The sequence below is a fragment of the Pelagibius sp. genome, assembly GCF_965249265.1.
In the GTDB taxonomy this organism is placed as follows: domain Bacteria; phylum Pseudomonadota; class Alphaproteobacteria; order Kiloniellales; family Kiloniellaceae; genus Pelagibius.
Genome location: NZ_OZ252224.1, coordinates 2316787 through 2332521 on the forward strand (window position 1 = coordinate 2316787; position 15735 = coordinate 2332521).

17 protein-coding genes are annotated in these 15735 nt (G+C 61.0%); 5 read left to right on the top strand and 12 right to left on the bottom strand.

The window, feature by feature from the left end:
* Positions 1–10: 10 nt before the first annotated feature.
* The 7 genes from ACP146_RS11065 to ACP146_RS11095 form a co-directional block, all read right to left on the bottom strand.
* Positions 11–991 (bottom strand): TRAP transporter substrate-binding protein, encoded by a 981-nt coding sequence (locus ACP146_RS11065; RefSeq protein ID WP_422366812.1) that lies wholly within the window; start codon positions 989–991, stop codon positions 11–13.
* A 96-nt stretch (positions 992–1087) separates the two neighbouring features.
* On the bottom strand, positions 1088–1669 hold the full coding sequence (locus ACP146_RS11070) for a sigma-70 family RNA polymerase sigma factor (RefSeq protein ID WP_422366813.1): 582 nt from the start codon (positions 1667–1669) through the stop codon (positions 1088–1090).
* A 12-nt stretch (positions 1670–1681) separates the two neighbouring features.
* Positions 1682–2119, bottom strand: a complete 438-nt coding sequence (locus ACP146_RS11075; protein ID WP_422366814.1) for an ArsI/CadI family heavy metal resistance metalloenzyme — start codon at positions 2117–2119, stop codon at positions 1682–1684.
* An 83-nt stretch (positions 2120–2202) separates the two neighbouring features.
* Positions 2203–3099, bottom strand: a complete 897-nt coding sequence (locus tag ACP146_RS11080) for an ABC transporter permease (protein WP_422366815.1) — start codon at positions 3097–3099, stop codon at positions 2203–2205.
* Positions 3096–4007, bottom strand: coding sequence for an ABC transporter permease (locus ACP146_RS11085; RefSeq protein WP_422366816.1), 912 nt, complete (start codon positions 4005–4007; stop codon positions 3096–3098). The genes ACP146_RS11080 and ACP146_RS11085 overlap by 4 nt, the downstream gene beginning before the upstream one ends.
* Before the next feature lie 54 nt (positions 4008–4061).
* Entirely contained in the window at positions 4062–5153 is a 1092-nt protein-coding gene (locus ACP146_RS11090) for an ABC transporter ATP-binding protein (RefSeq protein ID WP_422366817.1), read from the bottom strand.
* A gap of 233 nt (positions 5154–5386) precedes the next feature.
* Positions 5387–6559, bottom strand: coding sequence for an extracellular solute-binding protein (locus ACP146_RS11095; protein ID WP_422366818.1), 1173 nt, complete (start codon positions 6557–6559; stop codon positions 5387–5389).
* A gap of 187 nt (positions 6560–6746) precedes the next feature.
* Here ACP146_RS11095 and ACP146_RS11100 point away from each other — a divergent pair, with 187 nt between their 5' ends.
* Positions 6747–7121, top strand: a complete 375-nt coding sequence (locus ACP146_RS11100; RefSeq protein ID WP_422366819.1) for a hypothetical protein — start codon at positions 6747–6749, stop codon at positions 7119–7121.
* Positions 7122–7236: 115 nt separating this feature from the next.
* Entirely contained in the window at positions 7237–8718 is a 1482-nt protein-coding gene (locus ACP146_RS11105) for a PLP-dependent aminotransferase family protein (RefSeq protein WP_422366820.1), read from the top strand.
* A gap of 5 nt (positions 8719–8723) precedes the next feature.
* Here the strand turns inward: ACP146_RS11105 and ACP146_RS11110 are convergent, their stop codons facing one another.
* Both ACP146_RS11110 and ACP146_RS11115 read right to left on the bottom strand, forming a co-directional pair.
* On the bottom strand, positions 8724–9296 hold the full coding sequence (locus ACP146_RS11110) for a hypothetical protein (RefSeq protein ID WP_422366821.1): 573 nt from the start codon (positions 9294–9296) through the stop codon (positions 8724–8726).
* A 179-nt stretch (positions 9297–9475) separates the two neighbouring features.
* Complete coding sequence (locus ACP146_RS11115; RefSeq protein WP_422366822.1) at positions 9476–9862, bottom strand: SET domain-containing protein-lysine N-methyltransferase; 387 nt, start codon at positions 9860–9862, stop codon at positions 9476–9478.
* Between the two features lie 217 nt (positions 9863–10079).
* Here ACP146_RS11115 and ACP146_RS11120 point away from each other — a divergent pair, with 217 nt between their 5' ends.
* Positions 10080–10949: an NAD(P)-dependent oxidoreductase gene (locus ACP146_RS11120; RefSeq protein WP_422366823.1), complete on the top strand. Its 870-nt coding sequence runs from the start codon at positions 10080–10082 to the stop codon at positions 10947–10949.
* 55 nt (positions 10950–11004) lie between these two features.
* A complete protein-coding gene (locus ACP146_RS11125; protein WP_422366824.1) occupies positions 11005–11502 on the top strand; it encodes a DUF2938 family protein in 498 nt (165 codons plus the stop codon).
* A 50-nt stretch (positions 11503–11552) separates the two neighbouring features.
* On the opposite strand, the gene ACP146_RS11130 is transcribed toward ACP146_RS11125, so the two are convergent.
* Both ACP146_RS11130 and mazG read right to left on the bottom strand, forming a co-directional pair.
* Positions 11553–13181, bottom strand: coding sequence for a beta strand repeat-containing protein (locus ACP146_RS11130; protein WP_422366825.1), 1629 nt, complete (start codon positions 13179–13181; stop codon positions 11553–11555).
* 266 nt (positions 13182–13447) lie between these two features.
* Complete coding sequence (gene mazG / locus ACP146_RS11135; RefSeq protein WP_422366826.1) at positions 13448–14293, bottom strand: nucleoside triphosphate pyrophosphohydrolase; 846 nt, start codon at positions 14291–14293, stop codon at positions 13448–13450.
* Positions 14294–14415: 122 nt separating this feature from the next.
* Here mazG and ACP146_RS11140 point away from each other — a divergent pair, with 122 nt between their 5' ends.
* Positions 14416–14949 carry a PAS domain-containing protein gene (locus ACP146_RS11140; RefSeq protein ID WP_422366827.1) on the top strand — a complete coding sequence of 178 codons (534 nt, stop codon included), beginning with the start codon at positions 14416–14418 and terminating at the stop codon, positions 14947–14949.
* Between the two features lie 111 nt (positions 14950–15060).
* Here the strand turns inward: ACP146_RS11140 and ACP146_RS11145 are convergent, their stop codons facing one another.
* Positions 15061–15696, bottom strand: a complete 636-nt coding sequence (locus tag ACP146_RS11145) for a hypothetical protein (protein WP_422366828.1) — start codon at positions 15694–15696, stop codon at positions 15061–15063.
* Positions 15697–15735 lie beyond the last annotated feature (39 nt).

Genomic DNA, 15735 nt, shown 5'->3' on the forward strand with positions numbered 1-15735 from the left:
AAACGCCGGGCTAGTTGTTGAAGGCCTCGAGGATTGCCGAGCCCTTGTCGCCGGTTTTGGCCAACCATTCGTCACGCGCTTTGGCGCCGGCGGCATTCAGAGCCGCCAGATAGTCGTTGCCGACACCGGTAACCACCGTCATGCCGGCATCCTTCATGGCGGCGTAGTTGTCGGCGGTCCGGGTTTCCACCGTCTGCCAGACGTAGTCCTCTGCCGCCTTCGCGGCTTCCAGAACGGCGGCCTGCTGGTCGCTGGAGAGACCCTCCCAGGTATCGAGGTTGATGTGGGCCATGTTGAGCGGCATGGCGTAGTTTACCTCGGTAAAGTGGGAAAGATGCTCCCAGAACTTGGCGTTGGTGCCGCCCTCTGCAGAGGTCAGAACGGCCTCGATGCCGCCGGTCGAAAGCTGCGGTACGACATCGGCCCAGGAAAGCTGGATCGGGGCTGCGCCGGCCTGCTGCAGCGTGATGGTGCCGTTGGCGTCGTAGGTTCGGATCTTCAGATTGGAGATCGCGGTATCGCTGTCGACCGGCTTCTTCGCCCAGATGCCCGACGGCGGCCAGGGCGAGGCCCAGAGCAGCTTTTGATTGTTGTCGGCGAAGATCGCCTCATAGTCCGCGCGGGCGATCTCCATCAGCTTGCGGGCTTCGCTCGGGGTCTTTGCCAGGAAGGGCAGAGAGGGCAGCAGGAACATCGGGTCGATGCCGCCCAGAGGGCCGACGTAGGTGTTGGCGATGGGCAGGGCGCCATCGGCAACGGCATCCAACTGGTCTTTGGACTTGAAGCCGATGGAACCACCGAAGTGATGGGTGATTTCGATCGCCCCGCCGGTCAGCTCCGACAGCTTGGTGGAAAACACGCGGTCGCCTTCAGCGTGTATCGATGTGTCATTATACTCGTTGGCCATATCCCATTTGATCTCGGCTGCGGATGCGCCGAAGGGCAGCGCTGCGAGCGCCAAGCCGGCCAGGACTTTGCGAAATCCGTTCATATCTGCCTTCCCCTGTTCTTCATCCCGCTTTGTCGCGGTGATTGGACGAGGGGCAATCATAGCGGAGAATCCCAAAGCCGCAATTTGGCTGCAAGATCAGCAGCGCAAGCCCCGGCTTTTCGTACGGCGGCGGTAGTCGATAACCCCGCCGCGCCGGTCCGTTTCGATCACACAGCAGCGCAGCAGGGCATCCTTCAGTTGGCGGCGGCCGCGCTGGACACGAGATTTTACGCCGGAAACGGAGAGGCCAAGGCGTTCCGCCGCTTTCGCCTGGGTCAGGCCTTCGATGTCGATAAGCAGCAGCGCCTCTGCATAGGGCTGCGGCAGGCTGCGGATCAGTGGGGCGATGCAGCGCGCCAACGCCTCCGTCGCTGCAGGCTCTTCGGCATCGCCTGAAGACGGGCCTTGCGGCTCTGGCGCGGACGCCTGAGATAGAAATCTGCCCTCCGTTGCACGGCGCCGATGGTGATCCGATATCGCATTGCCCGCGACCCGCAGGGCCCAGGCAATCGGGCTGCGGGCCGCCGTGAGGCTGTCCTGATTTTGGGCAAGGCGCAGCAGGATCCCGCCGACGACATCGTCCACCGACGACGGGTCGACGCGGCGGCGCACGTACCCGCGAAGCCTGGTTTCGAATTCCGTCCAGGCGTCGTTATTGAGAGATGTCCGTTCTGCCATTGCCGCCGGGACTTACCCTAAACCGATGTCTTCTGTCTTTTCCCCAGACGCACAACAAACGCCGCCAAAGGCCGCAGGCGCCGGGGCAGGGTTGTCGTCGGTGATGCGATACCACTCCCAGCGCGCGCCGTCCGGCGCCCGCGACCAGACCTTGTCCTGGGTGGCGTGGCAGCAGGTTTCCTTGCGCTGAACCTCCTCGACGATGCCAGCCTGGGTCAGGCGCTCCAGATTGCTTCCCAGGGTCTCCTGGTCCAGAACCTCGACCCCCAGGTGGTTGAGGCGCTCCGGCGCGTCGGCATTCTCGAACAGCACCAGCTTCAGTGGCGGCGTTTCAATCGCAAAGTTTGCGTAGCCGTCGCGGCGCTTGTGCGGTGTGACTCCAAAGAGCTTGCTGTAGTAGTCAACGGCCTGATCGATATCGGGCACGTTGAGGGCCAGTTGCAGACGCATGGTCTTGCTCCTTCCGGGTTGATCTTATCCGGTAAGACGCAGCGGGCGGCAAAAGGACGCAAAAAAAACGAAGGAAAATCGGCCTATTGCGCCGGCTGTCCAGCCAGGGGCAGATCGGCCGCTTTTTCCAGCCGCAGCGCTTCCTCCCGGGCCGCCTCGGCTTTTGCCTGTTCCCGCCGCCGTGTCACCTCGATCGCGATGGCGCCGACCAGGGTGACGGCAATGATCAGCACGGCGAGTGCCGCGAGGTCGGGTTGCGTTCCCATGCGCACCTTGCCCGCCAGAACGGTGGTCAGGGTGCTGTCGGCCTGGATCGTAAAGACCGTGGTGTTGTAATTCTCGAAAGAGGTGAGGAAGGCGAGACCCATGGCCGAGAAGATGGCCGGCCGCAGAAAGGGCATCAGCACCTTCCAGAAGACCTGGACATGGGTGGCCCCGAGATCCAGTGCCGCCTCTTCCTGGGTGCGGTCGAAGCGCTGCAGCCGGGCCAGGAAGATCAGCATGGTATAGGCCGAAATGAAGGTCGATTGCCCGATGATCGTCAGGAACATGCCGCTGTAAAAAAAGGTGTCATAGTCGGCGTTGACGAAAGTGCCCAAGCGATCCCAGAACACCAGCGTGGAGATGCCGAGGATGACGCCGGGCATCAGCACCGGCGAGACCACGACGGTGTAGTAGATCGTCTGGAATTTCCGGTGCACCTGGGTCATCAGAATGGCGGCCGCGAGGCCAATGGGCACCGAGACGACCATCACGCCGATGCCGATCCAGATAGAATTGCGGATGCCTTCCATCATCAGGTCGTCTTCGAGCAGCGCCGGGAACCAGCGCCAGGTGAAACCTTCCCAGGGGACGACCTGGGGGAAGTCCACGTCGTTGAAAGCGGCGGTTCCCATCATCATCAGCGGCGCGAAAAGGAACAGGAAGAACAGGAAGATGTAGAACGAGACCAGAAGGCTCTGAATCCTTGCCGACGTCATTTCGCGATCTCCCCCAGGCTGACCTTGAAGAGGCGCATCACGGTCAGGACGAAGATCAGGCAGGCCAGAAGCAGGACGATGGCGTAGGCCGCCCCCTGTGGCCAGTTACCGCCGGTATTGAACCATCGATAGATGATCTGGGTGAACCAGAAGCTTGAAGGCCCGCCGAGAATCTGCGGCGCCGCCAGGGCGCCCGCCGTCAGCATGAAGACGAGGGTGCAGCCGGAGGCGATGCCCGGCTTTGCATGGGGCATCACCACACGCCAGTGAATGCGCCACCAGGGCGACCCCAGGTCGCGTGCCGCCTCCACCTGATTGTGATCCAGGCTTTCGATGGCATTATAGAGCGGGAATACCATCAACAGAATGTAGGCATAGGAGAGCCCGGCATAGAGTGCGATATCGGCACGGATGAAATCGATCGGCTGGTCGATGATGCCGAAGGTTTGCAGGAAGGCGTTGATGACGCCCGAGGTGCCGAAGAGAATGCGAAAGGCGAAGGCGCGCAGGATCTCGTTCACCCAGAACGGCAGAATGAGGATCAGGATCAAGGCCCGGGCCTGGCCGCCCTTGGCCACCTGGGCGATATAGTAGGCAATGGGGTAGCAGATCGCGAAGTTGATCAGCGTCACGAAGATCGAGGCGATGATGGTGCGCAGAAAGACCGTCAGATGCAGCACGTTGAACATCGCTTCGTCGCCCGGGCGACCGAACAGCAGGTAGCGGTAGTTCTTCAGCGTGTAGACGTCTTCCGGTCCGCCGATTTTCCCTGGCGGCAGATTGAAGCGGAAAGAGAAGTCCAGCATGTAGGCCTGAGGCAGCACGATCATGATCGCAACCCAGACGAAGACCGCCAGAAGCAGGTAGGTCGAGATGACGATGCCGTTGCGCCGAAAGAACCCGGTCATGGCGAAACCCTTCCCATCGCGCGCGAGGGGTGCAGATGGAGCGTCGCCTGAAGACTACTCATCGGCGACCTCCCCAACCGGCAGGACGACGGCGCGGTCGGCCTGAAAGCCGACGGTGGCGGCGGCACCTTGTTCGAAGGCTGGCAGATCACCGGAATTGGTCATAGACATGACGATGCTCTTCGATCCTTCGCCCTGCAAAAACACAGAGAAGAACGAGCCTTCAAACTCACTGTTCACCACTGTGCTCTGAATGGTGTTCTCCGGCACGGTCCCGCCATTGAGATAAGAAAGTGATTCCGGCCGCACGAAGAGCATCGCCTGATCGCCTGTTCGAAGGCCGCTCAGATTGCGTCCGCGCAGTGGGCCGAAGGTGGACTCGACCACGGCATAGTTGCTGTCGACGGCGGTAATGCGCCCGACGAAGGGGTTGTTTTCCCCCACGAAGGAGGCGACGAAGGAGGTCTGCGAGTTCTCGTAGACATCGGCGCCCGTGCCGACCTGTTGGATCACTCCCTGGCTCATGACCGCGATACGGTCCGACATGGTCAGGGCCTCGCCCTGGTCGTGGGTGATGTAAATGAAGGTTATCCCGACCCGCTGCTGGATCGCGCGAAGTTCGGTGCGCATGTGCTGGCGCAGTTTCAGGTCGAGGGCGGACAACGGCTCATCCAGCAGCAGCACTTCGGGCTCTACCGCCAAAGCACGGGCGATCGCGACCCGCTGCTTCTGGCCGCCGGACAGCTCACTGACTTTCTTGTCGCCTTGCCCCTGCAAAGCGATGAGATCGAGCAGTTCATCGGCACGTTTGCGCCGCTCGGCCTTGCCGACGCCGCGGACCTCCAGACCGAAGGCAATGTTGTCGGCGACCGACATCAGCGGAAAGAGGGCAAGGTTCTGGAAGATCAGCGCCGTGGGGCGCTTGTTGGGGCCGATGCCCCGCATGCTTTGGCCGCGGATCCGCACGTCGCCTTCTGTCGGCTCCAAAAACCCGCTGACGGCACGCAGGATCGTCGTCTTGCCGCAGCCGGAGGGACCGAGGAAGCTGAAGAATTCGCCGCCCTTGATACCCAAATGCGCGTCCTGCACCGCCGTAAAGTCGCCAAAGCGAATCGTTACGTGGTCCAGATCAACATCTGCACTCATGCCTGTTTGCCCCCATCTCGCTGCCGGGCGCCTTGGGCGCCGCCGACCTGTCGTTATCACGCCTCATAGGGTGGGCGTGTTCATCTGCTTCTTACTTGCCATGATATGCCATCGACCGGCAATGCCGGTGATGCTTCGCCCTCGCGCCGACTCCCGCGGTTTCAAGAGCGGCGTCCTGAGAAAAGGGAGAGGGCCCCGACCAGAAGGACGGGGCCCAAACCTCAGATCAGAAATCAGGCGGCGACGAATTTGTCGCTGTATTCTGCCCGAATCTCGGTGTACCAGGGCTCCGAAGGCGGCCACCACCAGAGCCGATCCAGGGCATCGCCGGGATAGGCTTCGCTGAAGGCCTTCTTGCTGTCGGCAGAGAGGTGGTTTTCTGCGCCGACCGCGACCGGGTTGTAGCCGGTTTCGTTGGCGATCAGACCGTTCACCTGAGCATCATAGACGTAGTTGATGTACTCATAGATCTGATCGATGTTCTTGGCGCCAATCGGCATGGACAGGCCGTCGAGCCAGGTGAGGGCACCTTCCTGCGGGGCCATGTAAGTGACCGGCTTGCCTTCCTTCTTCAAGCGCAGCGGCGGGCCGTCCCAGGTCTGGCCGAGGACCACGTCGTTCTGCATGAAGCCGTTGATCTGAGCATCGGCGTCATTCCAGAACTGCTTCAGCCAGGACTTGTGTTCGACGGCGAACTTGCCGATCTCGTCCCAGATGCGCCGCATGTTCGCTTCGTCCTTGTAGGCATCGAGCATGCGGTTGGAGGGAACCTTGCCGGAGGCGTCGAGGTGCAGGCCGATGCCGAGCATCATGGAGTGAGGCCGGCCCATGACTTTGCCCTTCATTTCCGGGCGCCAGAGGTCGCCATAGGACAGGTTGGCATAGTCCTGTTCCCACTTGTCGGTGCGCCAGGCCAGGGCTTCGGTGCCCCAGTGGTAGGGCAAGTGGTGGTTGCCGCCGTCCCAGGTCCAGCCGTCGGTCGAACCCTTCAGCAGGCCCGGCACGATCAGGTCGGTTTTCACCCGGCTCATGTCAAAAGGCTGCAACAGGCCGAGCGGCTTCCATTCGCCGGCACGGTCGACCGTCGGGCCGATCAGGTCGAAACCACGGCCCCTGGTCGCCCGCATCTTGTTCAACAGCTCTTCGTTGGAACCATAGGGCGTATGCTTGATCTTGATGCCGGTCTTCTGCTCAAAGCCTTCCAGGAAGGTCTTTGGCAGATAGTCCGACCAGTTCATCACCACCAGTTCACCGGAAGAGGCCAGTGCCTCGGGGCTGATGATGGCCGGCGCCACGGCCATGATGGCGCCGCCGGCAGCGGCCTGCTTCAGCATGGTCCGCCGTGTGAAGTGCCGCACCGCCCGGTGCGTCTTCGTACTGGTTGTCGGTTTATTGGATTTGCTCACGCTCGTTCTCCCCTCAAACAGTGGCGTGGAGAGGGCTGCCCTGAACCGGGCAGACGTCCCTGTTGACCTTGTGTCGGTGTTGATCGTTTATTGATAACGCTTATCCTTGAGTCTGGCAGTGGGCTTTGAAATGTGTCAAGGCCAACTCCGGCCCACCCATGGGGCCAAGCGAACCGACGGGCCGCCCATGACACTGAAGCAACGGCAGATTTGTGCGGTCTTTTTACTGATTGCAGCCGCTGCGGTCTCTGTTCTTCCAAAACCGCTGGCGGTGCAGGAACGCAATCTTACCCAGGTCATTTATGACTATGCCGTTACAAGCTATTGCGGGACTCTGGACGGCGAGGTCGAGAGGGGTTTCCGGCGGGAACTGGCAGAGCAGACGCTGCGCTCCGGTCTGAACGAAGCCGCCGCGCGAAAGCAGCGCATCAAAGGCTGGGTCATGGCGGACGATGAATGGCGCAACAGGGGCCTGGGTGGGCACAAAGCCTGGTGCCGGGAGGAAGGGATGGCGGCGAGCCACCACTTTCGAGCTATCGCGAGAGGGGACAAGGAACCCTAGATTGTGTTCGGAGGCGGGATCTTGCCGGATCGAGGAAGCCCGCACCGCAGGGCTTGAGACCTTGGATGGAGCCTCCTAAGCTCCCTTCATAGGCCCAGAAACAGCGTTCAAAACCATGCGTGATTTTATTTTTCCGGTGCGGCACGACGGCGACCTCGGGCTTCAGGCCCAGCTCCGCCGGCAGCTTATCGATGCCATTATCGACGGCCGTCTTTCCGGCAGCGATCCGCTGCCCTCCTGCCGCCGGCTGGCGCAATCCCTGGGCGTGTCGCGCAACACGGTGGTGCTGGCCTATCAGGCCCTGGCGGACGAGGGCCTGCTGATTTCCCGCGAACGGGTGGGATACTTCGTCAACACCGAGATGGTCTTTCAGCAGACCGAGACCAAGGGCGGCTTTCCCGAATTGGGCGCGGAGCAGTCGGTGGAGTGGTGGAGCCGCCTGCGGCTGCATCCTTCGGAACTGGTCAATGTGGAAAAGCCCCGCAACTGGCGGCGCTATCCCTATCCCTTCATCTACGGGCAGCCGGATCCGACCCTGTTTCCGGTATCGACCTGGCGGACCTGTTCGCGTCAGGCGTTGGGGGTCGATGCGATCCAGAAGTGGACCGAGGATAACTTCAACGAAGATGATTCCCGGCTGATCGAGGAAATCAGGACCCGGGTGCTGCCGCGCCGCGGCATCAAAGCGGCTCCCTCGGAGATCTTGATCACCCTGGGGGCACAGAACGCTCTGTTCCTCATTGCCGAGCTTCTGGCAGGGCCGGGCAAGGTGCTGGCGGTGGAGAATCCGGGCTATGTCGACACCCGCAACATCTTCGCCTTGAAGGGAACGGAGATCCGGCCGATCCCGGTCGACCGCGAGGGTATCGTCGTGGATCACCGGATGGATGGCTGCGCCTGCGTTTATGTCACGCCGAGCCACCAGTCGCCGACGACGGTGACCCTGCCGCTGGAGCGGCGCATAGCGCTGTTGGAGAACGCGCAGAAGTCGGACTTCATCGTCATCGAAGACGACTACGAAGCCGAAGCGAATTTCCTCCATGCGCCGACGACGGCCTTGAAGGCCATGGACCGTTCCGGGCGCGTGATCTACATCGGCAGCTTTTCCAAGTATCTCGGCCCCGGTCTGCGCATGGGCTACATGGTCGCTTCGGAAGAGTTCATCCATGAGGCGCGTATGCTGCGCCGCCTGATGCTTCGCCATCCAGCGACCAACAACCAGCGCACCATGGCGCTGTTCATCGCCGGCGGCCACTACGACGCCCTGGTGCACCGTCTGCAGCGAGATTTCCGGATCCGCTGGGAAAGCATGGGGGAGGGGCTGGCCAGGTTCCTGCCGGAGTTTTCACCGCGGCCATCCTGCGGTGGCACCAGTTTTTGGCTGGAAGGGCCGAAGAGCCTGGATACGGACGTTCTGGCCCGAGAGGCGTTGGCTGAAGGCATCGTGATCGAGCCGGGCTCGCTCCACTTCCTCTCCAAAAAGCCGCCGCGCAACTTTATGCGCCTTGGGTTTTCGTCGGTGCAGCCGGGGCGAATCGCGCCGGGCCTGGAGGCTTTGCGCGGCCTTATCGATCGAAAGCTGGCGAAGGCGGACTAGAAAGACTAGTCGTTCATGACCTTGTCGATCTGCGTTTGATCGAGTGTGTCCATGTTGCCGTTGATGATCGAGGAGGCGACATCGACAAAACTCTGCAGCTTGCGGGTCACGCCTTCGACACCCAGTTGCAGAGGGCCTTCTTCTCCCGCATCGATGAGTGCTTTGATCCTTGGCAGAGAATCCGCAATCAGCCGATTCATCTGGTCGACCGTGGCATCGAAGGCCTGGCGGTAGTTGGCCGGGGCATTTTCGTAGGCGAGGATCGCCAATTCGGCATCGGAGAAACAGCTGTCACGAAAGTGATCCGCATAGCTCTTGGGCTGCCATTCCTGGCAGTCCTCGAAGCAGTCCGTCATCGAGGGAACCATCTCGAGCAGCATGATGATTTCGTTGAAGTGATTCAGGTAGTCGGTGGCCAGAAGCGTGTTTTCATTGATGTTCTTGCCGCGCACCAGCAGCCGGTAGGTGCCGGTGAAACCGGCGCCCTTGTCGGTCGCTTTCGAATCCTCTCCGTCGGCCTTCTTTGGCGCCGCTTCGACAGCAGCCTCTTCTGTGGCCAGGATCTCTGGTGAAGCCATTAACTGAACCTACCCGCTGCAAATGCTTGCAGCCCAACCTTTCCGTGTTCCAGACATGAGCCGGAATTCAATCACATAGCTGGTTTAATTTTCCTTTCTAAAGGTAAAACTACCCGCAATTTCAATGCGTAGGCTATGGGCGACTACAGAATGCGCGACTCTCGGTTAAAGCGAATTATCTAAATAAACAGATCATAAGACTCATACTCGGTGATGTTTGTGTAGAAGACAGTCACTTCTTGGTCCGGCCCTATATCTTCTAACGCGATTAACGAGGCCCAAAGACCAACCGAGTCGTCGGTCCAGGACACCTCCGCGTTGGGCTTTTCCGCGTGATTGCATAGAGAGGAGAGCCCGAAAGCCAGGAGGCAGTCATATTGCCCTTTACGGGCGTAGCTGCCTGGATCGGCGAAGTAGTAGGTAAAGACATCGGTCTGATCGATAAGATGGCGCTCTTCCGAAGGCATGCGTGCCGCCGGCGCCCTTTCTATCAGTGTTCCCGCTGCGATTGCCTGATTTGCAAGGATACCCCGGCCTTTTCCCGGAATTGTCGCGACTTTCAGCATAGTCCCCATCCCCCGATGCCCAGCTTTCCCATGGTTGCATGACCGGAGCACAATGCAAACAACTGTCGCAGGGTGCGCTCTGCGGCAGCCCGGCCGGCGGCAAGCGGTGATGCGGCTTGCAGCCCCTGGTGAGCCTGATTAGGCTCCCGCCCGTCGGGTCGGGAAAGAGGCGCGGCCACAGTCAGTTCAATTCGAAAAAAAGAGGCGAGACGAAGAGATGACCAAGGTTGCCTTCATCGGGCTTGGCGTCATGGGATTTCCCATGGCCGGGCACCTGGCCGCGGCAGGCCATGACGTGACGGTCTACAACAGGACCGCAGCCAAGGCGCAGGACTGGGTTTCCAAGCATGGCGGCACGGCCGCGGCGACCCCGCGTGAGGCCGCAAGCGGGGCGGAGATCGTCTTCTCCTGTGTCGGCAACGATGATGATCTTCGCAGTGTGATCCTGGGAGATGACGGCGCCTTTGCCGGCATGGGCGAGGGCACGATCCTTGTCGATAACACCACAGCCTCGGCAGAGGTGGCGCGCGAACTCGCGGCCATCGGCGAAGAACGCGGTATCGCTTTCATCGACGCGCCGGTTTCGGGCGGACAAGCGGGGGCGGAAAACGGCGCCTTGACCGTCATGTGCGGCGGCGAGCAGGCGGCCTTTGACAATGCGAAAGCTGTTATCGACGCCTTTGCCCGGGCGGTGACCCTGATGGGGCCGGCCGGGGCCGGCCAATTGACCAAGATGGTCAATCAGATCTGCATCGCCGGACTGTTGCAGGGACTTTCGGAGGGCATGAGTTTCGGCCAGAAAGCAGGGCTCGACATGGAAAAGGTGATCGACGTGATCGGCAAGGGGGCCGCGCAGTCCTGGCAGATGGATAACCGTGCCTCGACCATGTGCAAGGGCGAGTTCGACTTCGGTTTTGCGGTCGACTGGATGCGCAAGGATCTCGGCATCTGCCTTGCAGAGGCCAACAACAACGGTGCGCGTCTGCCGATCACCGCTGTGGTCGACCAGCTCTATGCCCAGGTTCAGGCCCGTGGCGGCCGGCGCTGGGATACCTCCAGCCTGATGCATCTCCTGGCCAACGATTGAAGCCACAGACCGTTTCCGACTCTGGTTGCCGCGGATAAGGGAAAGAGGTCAGTCTATGCCTTTCGACAGTTTCCTGTTGCATGCCGCTATTGCGGGTGTTCTCGCGACCCTGGTCCTCGACATCTGGCAGCGGCTGCTTTTCGCGGTCTCCGGCATTCCGCCGGCGGATTGGGGTGCGATCGGCCGCTGGTTCGCCTACCTTCCGAAGGGCCGGATGATCCACCGTCCCATCGGCGATACCCCGGCAGTGCCCGGTGAGGCGGCCATCGGCTGGACCATGCACTACGTGATCGGGGTGGCCTACGGTGTCGCCTATCTGGGCCTGCTGGTTTTTGTGTTGGACAGCCCGGCCAGCCTGCTGAACGGGCTTGTTTTCGGCGCTGTCTCCGTCGTCATTCCCTGGTTCGTGATGCAGCCGGGTCTTGGCATCGGCGTCATGGGCCGGCTCGCCGCCAACCCCTGGGTGCCGCGCCTCAACGCGTTCTTCAGTCACGTCATTTACGGCGCCGCGCTTTACGCCGGTATCCGGCTGGCGAGTCATTTGTCCTTGTGAGAGAAGAGGGCGGGACGCGGAAAACCTCCCGCCCTCGGACTCGTGTCGGCCTAAACCAGGGTGCCGAGATTCAGGTCGTTCTGGTCCAGATCGCCGGTAACACTTGTGACCGTTGCAACGACGGTGTCGAAGACGGCGTCGCCGGTGGTGTCGACCGAGATCACCGCATCCTGACCGGTGCCGGTCTGCTGCACATCGACCCGGGCGCTGCGGTCCACATCCGCAACACCAAGGCTGTCGAGCAAACCGTCCAGGTCGACGAGATCCGCGCCCGTCGCATCGAAGCCGTCGATCAGATCGCCGGCATCGAGGATGTCGTTGTAGACGAAGACGTCATTGCCGGTGCCGCCGTGCATGGTATCGGCTCCCGCGAGGTTGACGGCCAAGGCATCGCCTGAGATGAGGTCAGCGCCGGTGCCGCCGAAGATGGTATCGTCGCCGCCATAAGTCACGTCAGCCAAGCCGCCCAGGGAGAGGGAGTCTCCGGCGATTTTGTCGTTTCCGCCGCCGCCGTAGATCAGATCAGCACCGGCGTGCAGGGAGCCTGCCGTGGTGGTTGAAATTGCCGTCCCGCCATTTTGAGCCAAAGCGTCGCCAGCAACAAGGTCGTTGCCGTCTCCACTGTCGATCGTATCGCTTCCGGCGCTGGCTTGGCCGGCCAAGGCTGCGTCGCTGTTCGCGGTCGCCGTTCCGCCATTCCGGACGAGCACATCGCCGCTGATGGTGTCGTTGTTGCTGCCCGCGGTGATGCTGTCGTTTCCGGCATGGCTGCCCGCAAGGGCAGTATGGTTGGCCGTCGCGCTGGAGCTCGAATTGCCGGATGCGAGTGCATCGCCGGCGATGAGGCCCATTCCACCATTGCCGGTGATGATATCGCTGCCGGCGGAACCACCGTCTCTCGCATCGCTGAACATGAAGGCCACCGCGACACCCCCGTCGCTGATGGCCAGGCTGTCGCCCGCGAGGGTATCGGCGGCCCCGTCTCCGGATAGGGTATCATTGCCAGAAGCGCCTTCAACCGCGGTATGTCCGGCAATCGCTTCTGTGAACCCGAAACTTATGGCGAAGGCGTCGCCCGCGATACTGTCGGAACCATCGATACCACGCAGACTGTCGTTGCCGGCTTCGGCAGTATTGCCGAAAGCCGAGTTTTCAACGGTTACCTGTGCCGAGAAAGTGCCAATGGCCAGGGCCTCGCCGGCGATTGCGTCATCGCCGGGACCGCCGCCAATGGTATCGTTGCCCGCAATGGCATTCACGGCGGTGTTGGTGCTTCTCGCCTCTGACGTACCATCGGCGGCAAAGCTCAGCGTTTCGCCCGCCAGAGTGTCGGCGCCGCTGCCACCGAGAATCGAATCGTTACCTTCCATGGCTCCGGCGGCCGCGCTGTTGAGATGGGACGCATTCACCGGACCGCTGTGCGAGGCGAAGAGGATTTCACCGGAAATGAGATCGTCGCCGGCCCCACCGGAAAGATGATCGTTGGCGCCCCGGCCTTCGATCAGGTCGTCGCCGGCCCCGCCATTGATGGTGTTGTCGGTGTCGTCTCCGGAAATGATCGGCCCCAGCATCGCCAGGGCGGGGACAGCAACACCTCCAAGCGTGCCCAAGCTGTCAGAAATACCTTTGGTGTTTTGGTCGTCGGAGGAAATGAGAGATGGAACGTTCTCTTGTGTCATGGCTGAACTCCTCGCAGACTTGGTTGAACAGCGAAGAAGCATTGCACGCAATTAAAAGTGGAATCAACTCATGGACGATGATCATGATATGAATCTTGTTAAAGTTTAGCGATATGCATTCATATTGATTAAGCATCTGGTTTATATTGTTTATTTTCATGCCAACGAGGGCTTGTTTGCGCTTACCGAAACGATTTCTTTGAAACCAGCAGGCACTTAGGCCCGTTTTGCTTTCGTTGATAAACCGATGGTTGCTGCTTGGCTTGCTAACCGGAGGCTGAAGTCTGTTTCACGGCCTGCCAGAGATCCTCGAGGGCCTCCAGGCTTTGGTTCTCGGGTTTTTGACCCTTATCGTGGAGCTTGGCTTCCACGCCGCGAAACCTCCGTTCGAACTTCGCGTTGCTGCGACGCAGGGCTGCCTCCGGGTCGACACCCAGATGACGGGACAGATTGACCGCTGCGAAGAGCAGATCGCCAACTTCATCCTCTAGTTTGTCCGGATCGCCACCTTCGTCGATTACCTCCCGGATCTCACCGACTTCCTCTTCGATTTTCTCGAAAACCGGCGCCACCGTGGGCCAGTCGAAGCCGACCCGTGCCGCCCTTTTTTGCAGTTTCTCCGCCCGCAGCAAGGCGGGCAGGGCGGCCGTAACCCCGTCGAGAGCCGAAGCGGTTTCACCGTTCCCCCTTGCCGCAGCCTTGGCAGCGCGCTCCCGCGCTTTCTGGTCTTCCCAGGTGACCTTTACCTCATCGGGCGTGTCGGCCCTGTGGTCGCCGAAAACATGGGGATGCCGGCTGACCATTTTGTCGCTTATGGCTTCTGCGACATCGGCGAAGCTGAAATGCCCGTCTTCCTCTGCCATGCGGGCATGGAAAACCACCTGCAGCAGCAGATCGCCGAGTTCGTCCTTCAGAGCCTGCATGTCGCCCTGCTCGATGGCATCGGCAACCTCATAGGCTTCTTCAATAGTATAGGGCGCGATGGTGGCGAAGCTCTGCTTAACATCCCAGGGGCAGCCGCTCTGTGGGTCGCGCAGGCGGGCCATGATCGACAGCAGACGGTCGATCGTCGGCGTTTCGGGGGACTGGGAGAGGGGCGTGTGATCGGTCATGGCGGAAAGATTAACCAAAGCGGGCCGGGACAACCAGAGGCGAGAGAGAATGATTAAGGAAAGGCAAACACTTATTCTGTATCTGTGTCTCCATGTGGGGCAGTGCAGAACTTTCCGAAGGTGTGCCAGACGACACCTTCTTCAGTCAGAATTCAAGCGCTCTCTATGCTTATTGGCATAACCTGGCGCTGCGCCGTGGTGGCGTGCCTTTGCGGGAGGACTTCGACCCGGCCGAAGTCTTGCGCCTGCTGCCGCATATCTTCATCGTCGAGAAGGAAGTCGATACAGGCCGCTTCCTCTTCCGGCTCTCGGGTACCGCCATCCGCGACATCATGGGCGTAGAGAATACCGGCCGCTACCTGGATGAGCTGTTGGACGGCGAGGACCTCGCCAACGTCGCGAGCATGTTCGACGAGGTTATGGCCCATGGCACCTGCATGCGATCCATTGAGGGGCTGACCTATAGCGACCGCAGCTATCTGCGGGTGGAGATCTTGCGGTTGCCTCTGGTTCACGGTGATGGGAGCCAGCGCCTGGTGCTGGGCTGCCTGTCGCGGATAGAGAATGACTGCCGACCGAACCAGGTGCCGGGTCAGGTGAAAGACAAAAGCCTCATTCAGATCGACAACGACGTGTTGCCCAGGAAGTCGTTCTGAGTCTGCCCCGGACATCAACAGAGGCTCATCGGGACATAGTGGATCGGGACATAGTGAAACGGCGGTCGGGCTAGCGGCCGCCGTTTCAGAAAACCTGTCCTGAGCTTTGCTTCAGCCTGCCGGGCCGACACAGAAGTTCGACACGGAGTTGGCTTCGCTCCACTCCTCGACTTCGTCGTGATCGTCCAACGAGATGGAGAACTGGCAGGTCGCATTGAAGCCCGGCGTGTAGCAGCCGTTTGGGATGCCCTGAGTGATGAGCACCTGGCCGTTTGCCGGCACGTTGGCGACGATCTTGGCCGGGGCCGCACCGGAATTGGGGAAACTGGGCGTCCACTGGAAGGCGCCGCTGTCGCTGCCCCCGGCATTGCGGATCCAGAACTTGATCTGCACCGGTGCGCCGCCCGCGGGGTTCTTCTTACAGTAACTGTGCTCGGGAAAACCCTGCGGCAATCCGTGCGGATTGTTGTAGAAGGGGATCACTACGAGATTGGCCAACTGGCTGGGCGTGTCAGGGCCGCTGTCGGGCTGTCCGTCGGGGCCTGGCCGCGGCTTGCTTGACGGCTTGCCCGCGCCTCGGCCCGGCTCACGCGGAGGCTTCGCCGGTTTCATGATCTTCAATTGGATCGGCGCCTTTTCGGCCTGGGTGGATCGGGTCTGCGCGGCGCTGTCGTTAGCCGTCGCGCCGGCCATCGTTAGGGCGGCGAAGGCCGCCATGGTCAGATAGGAGACAGTGCTCTTGCGCATTTTTCAGGTCCTCTTTGCCTCGATCCGGCATTCGCCGGA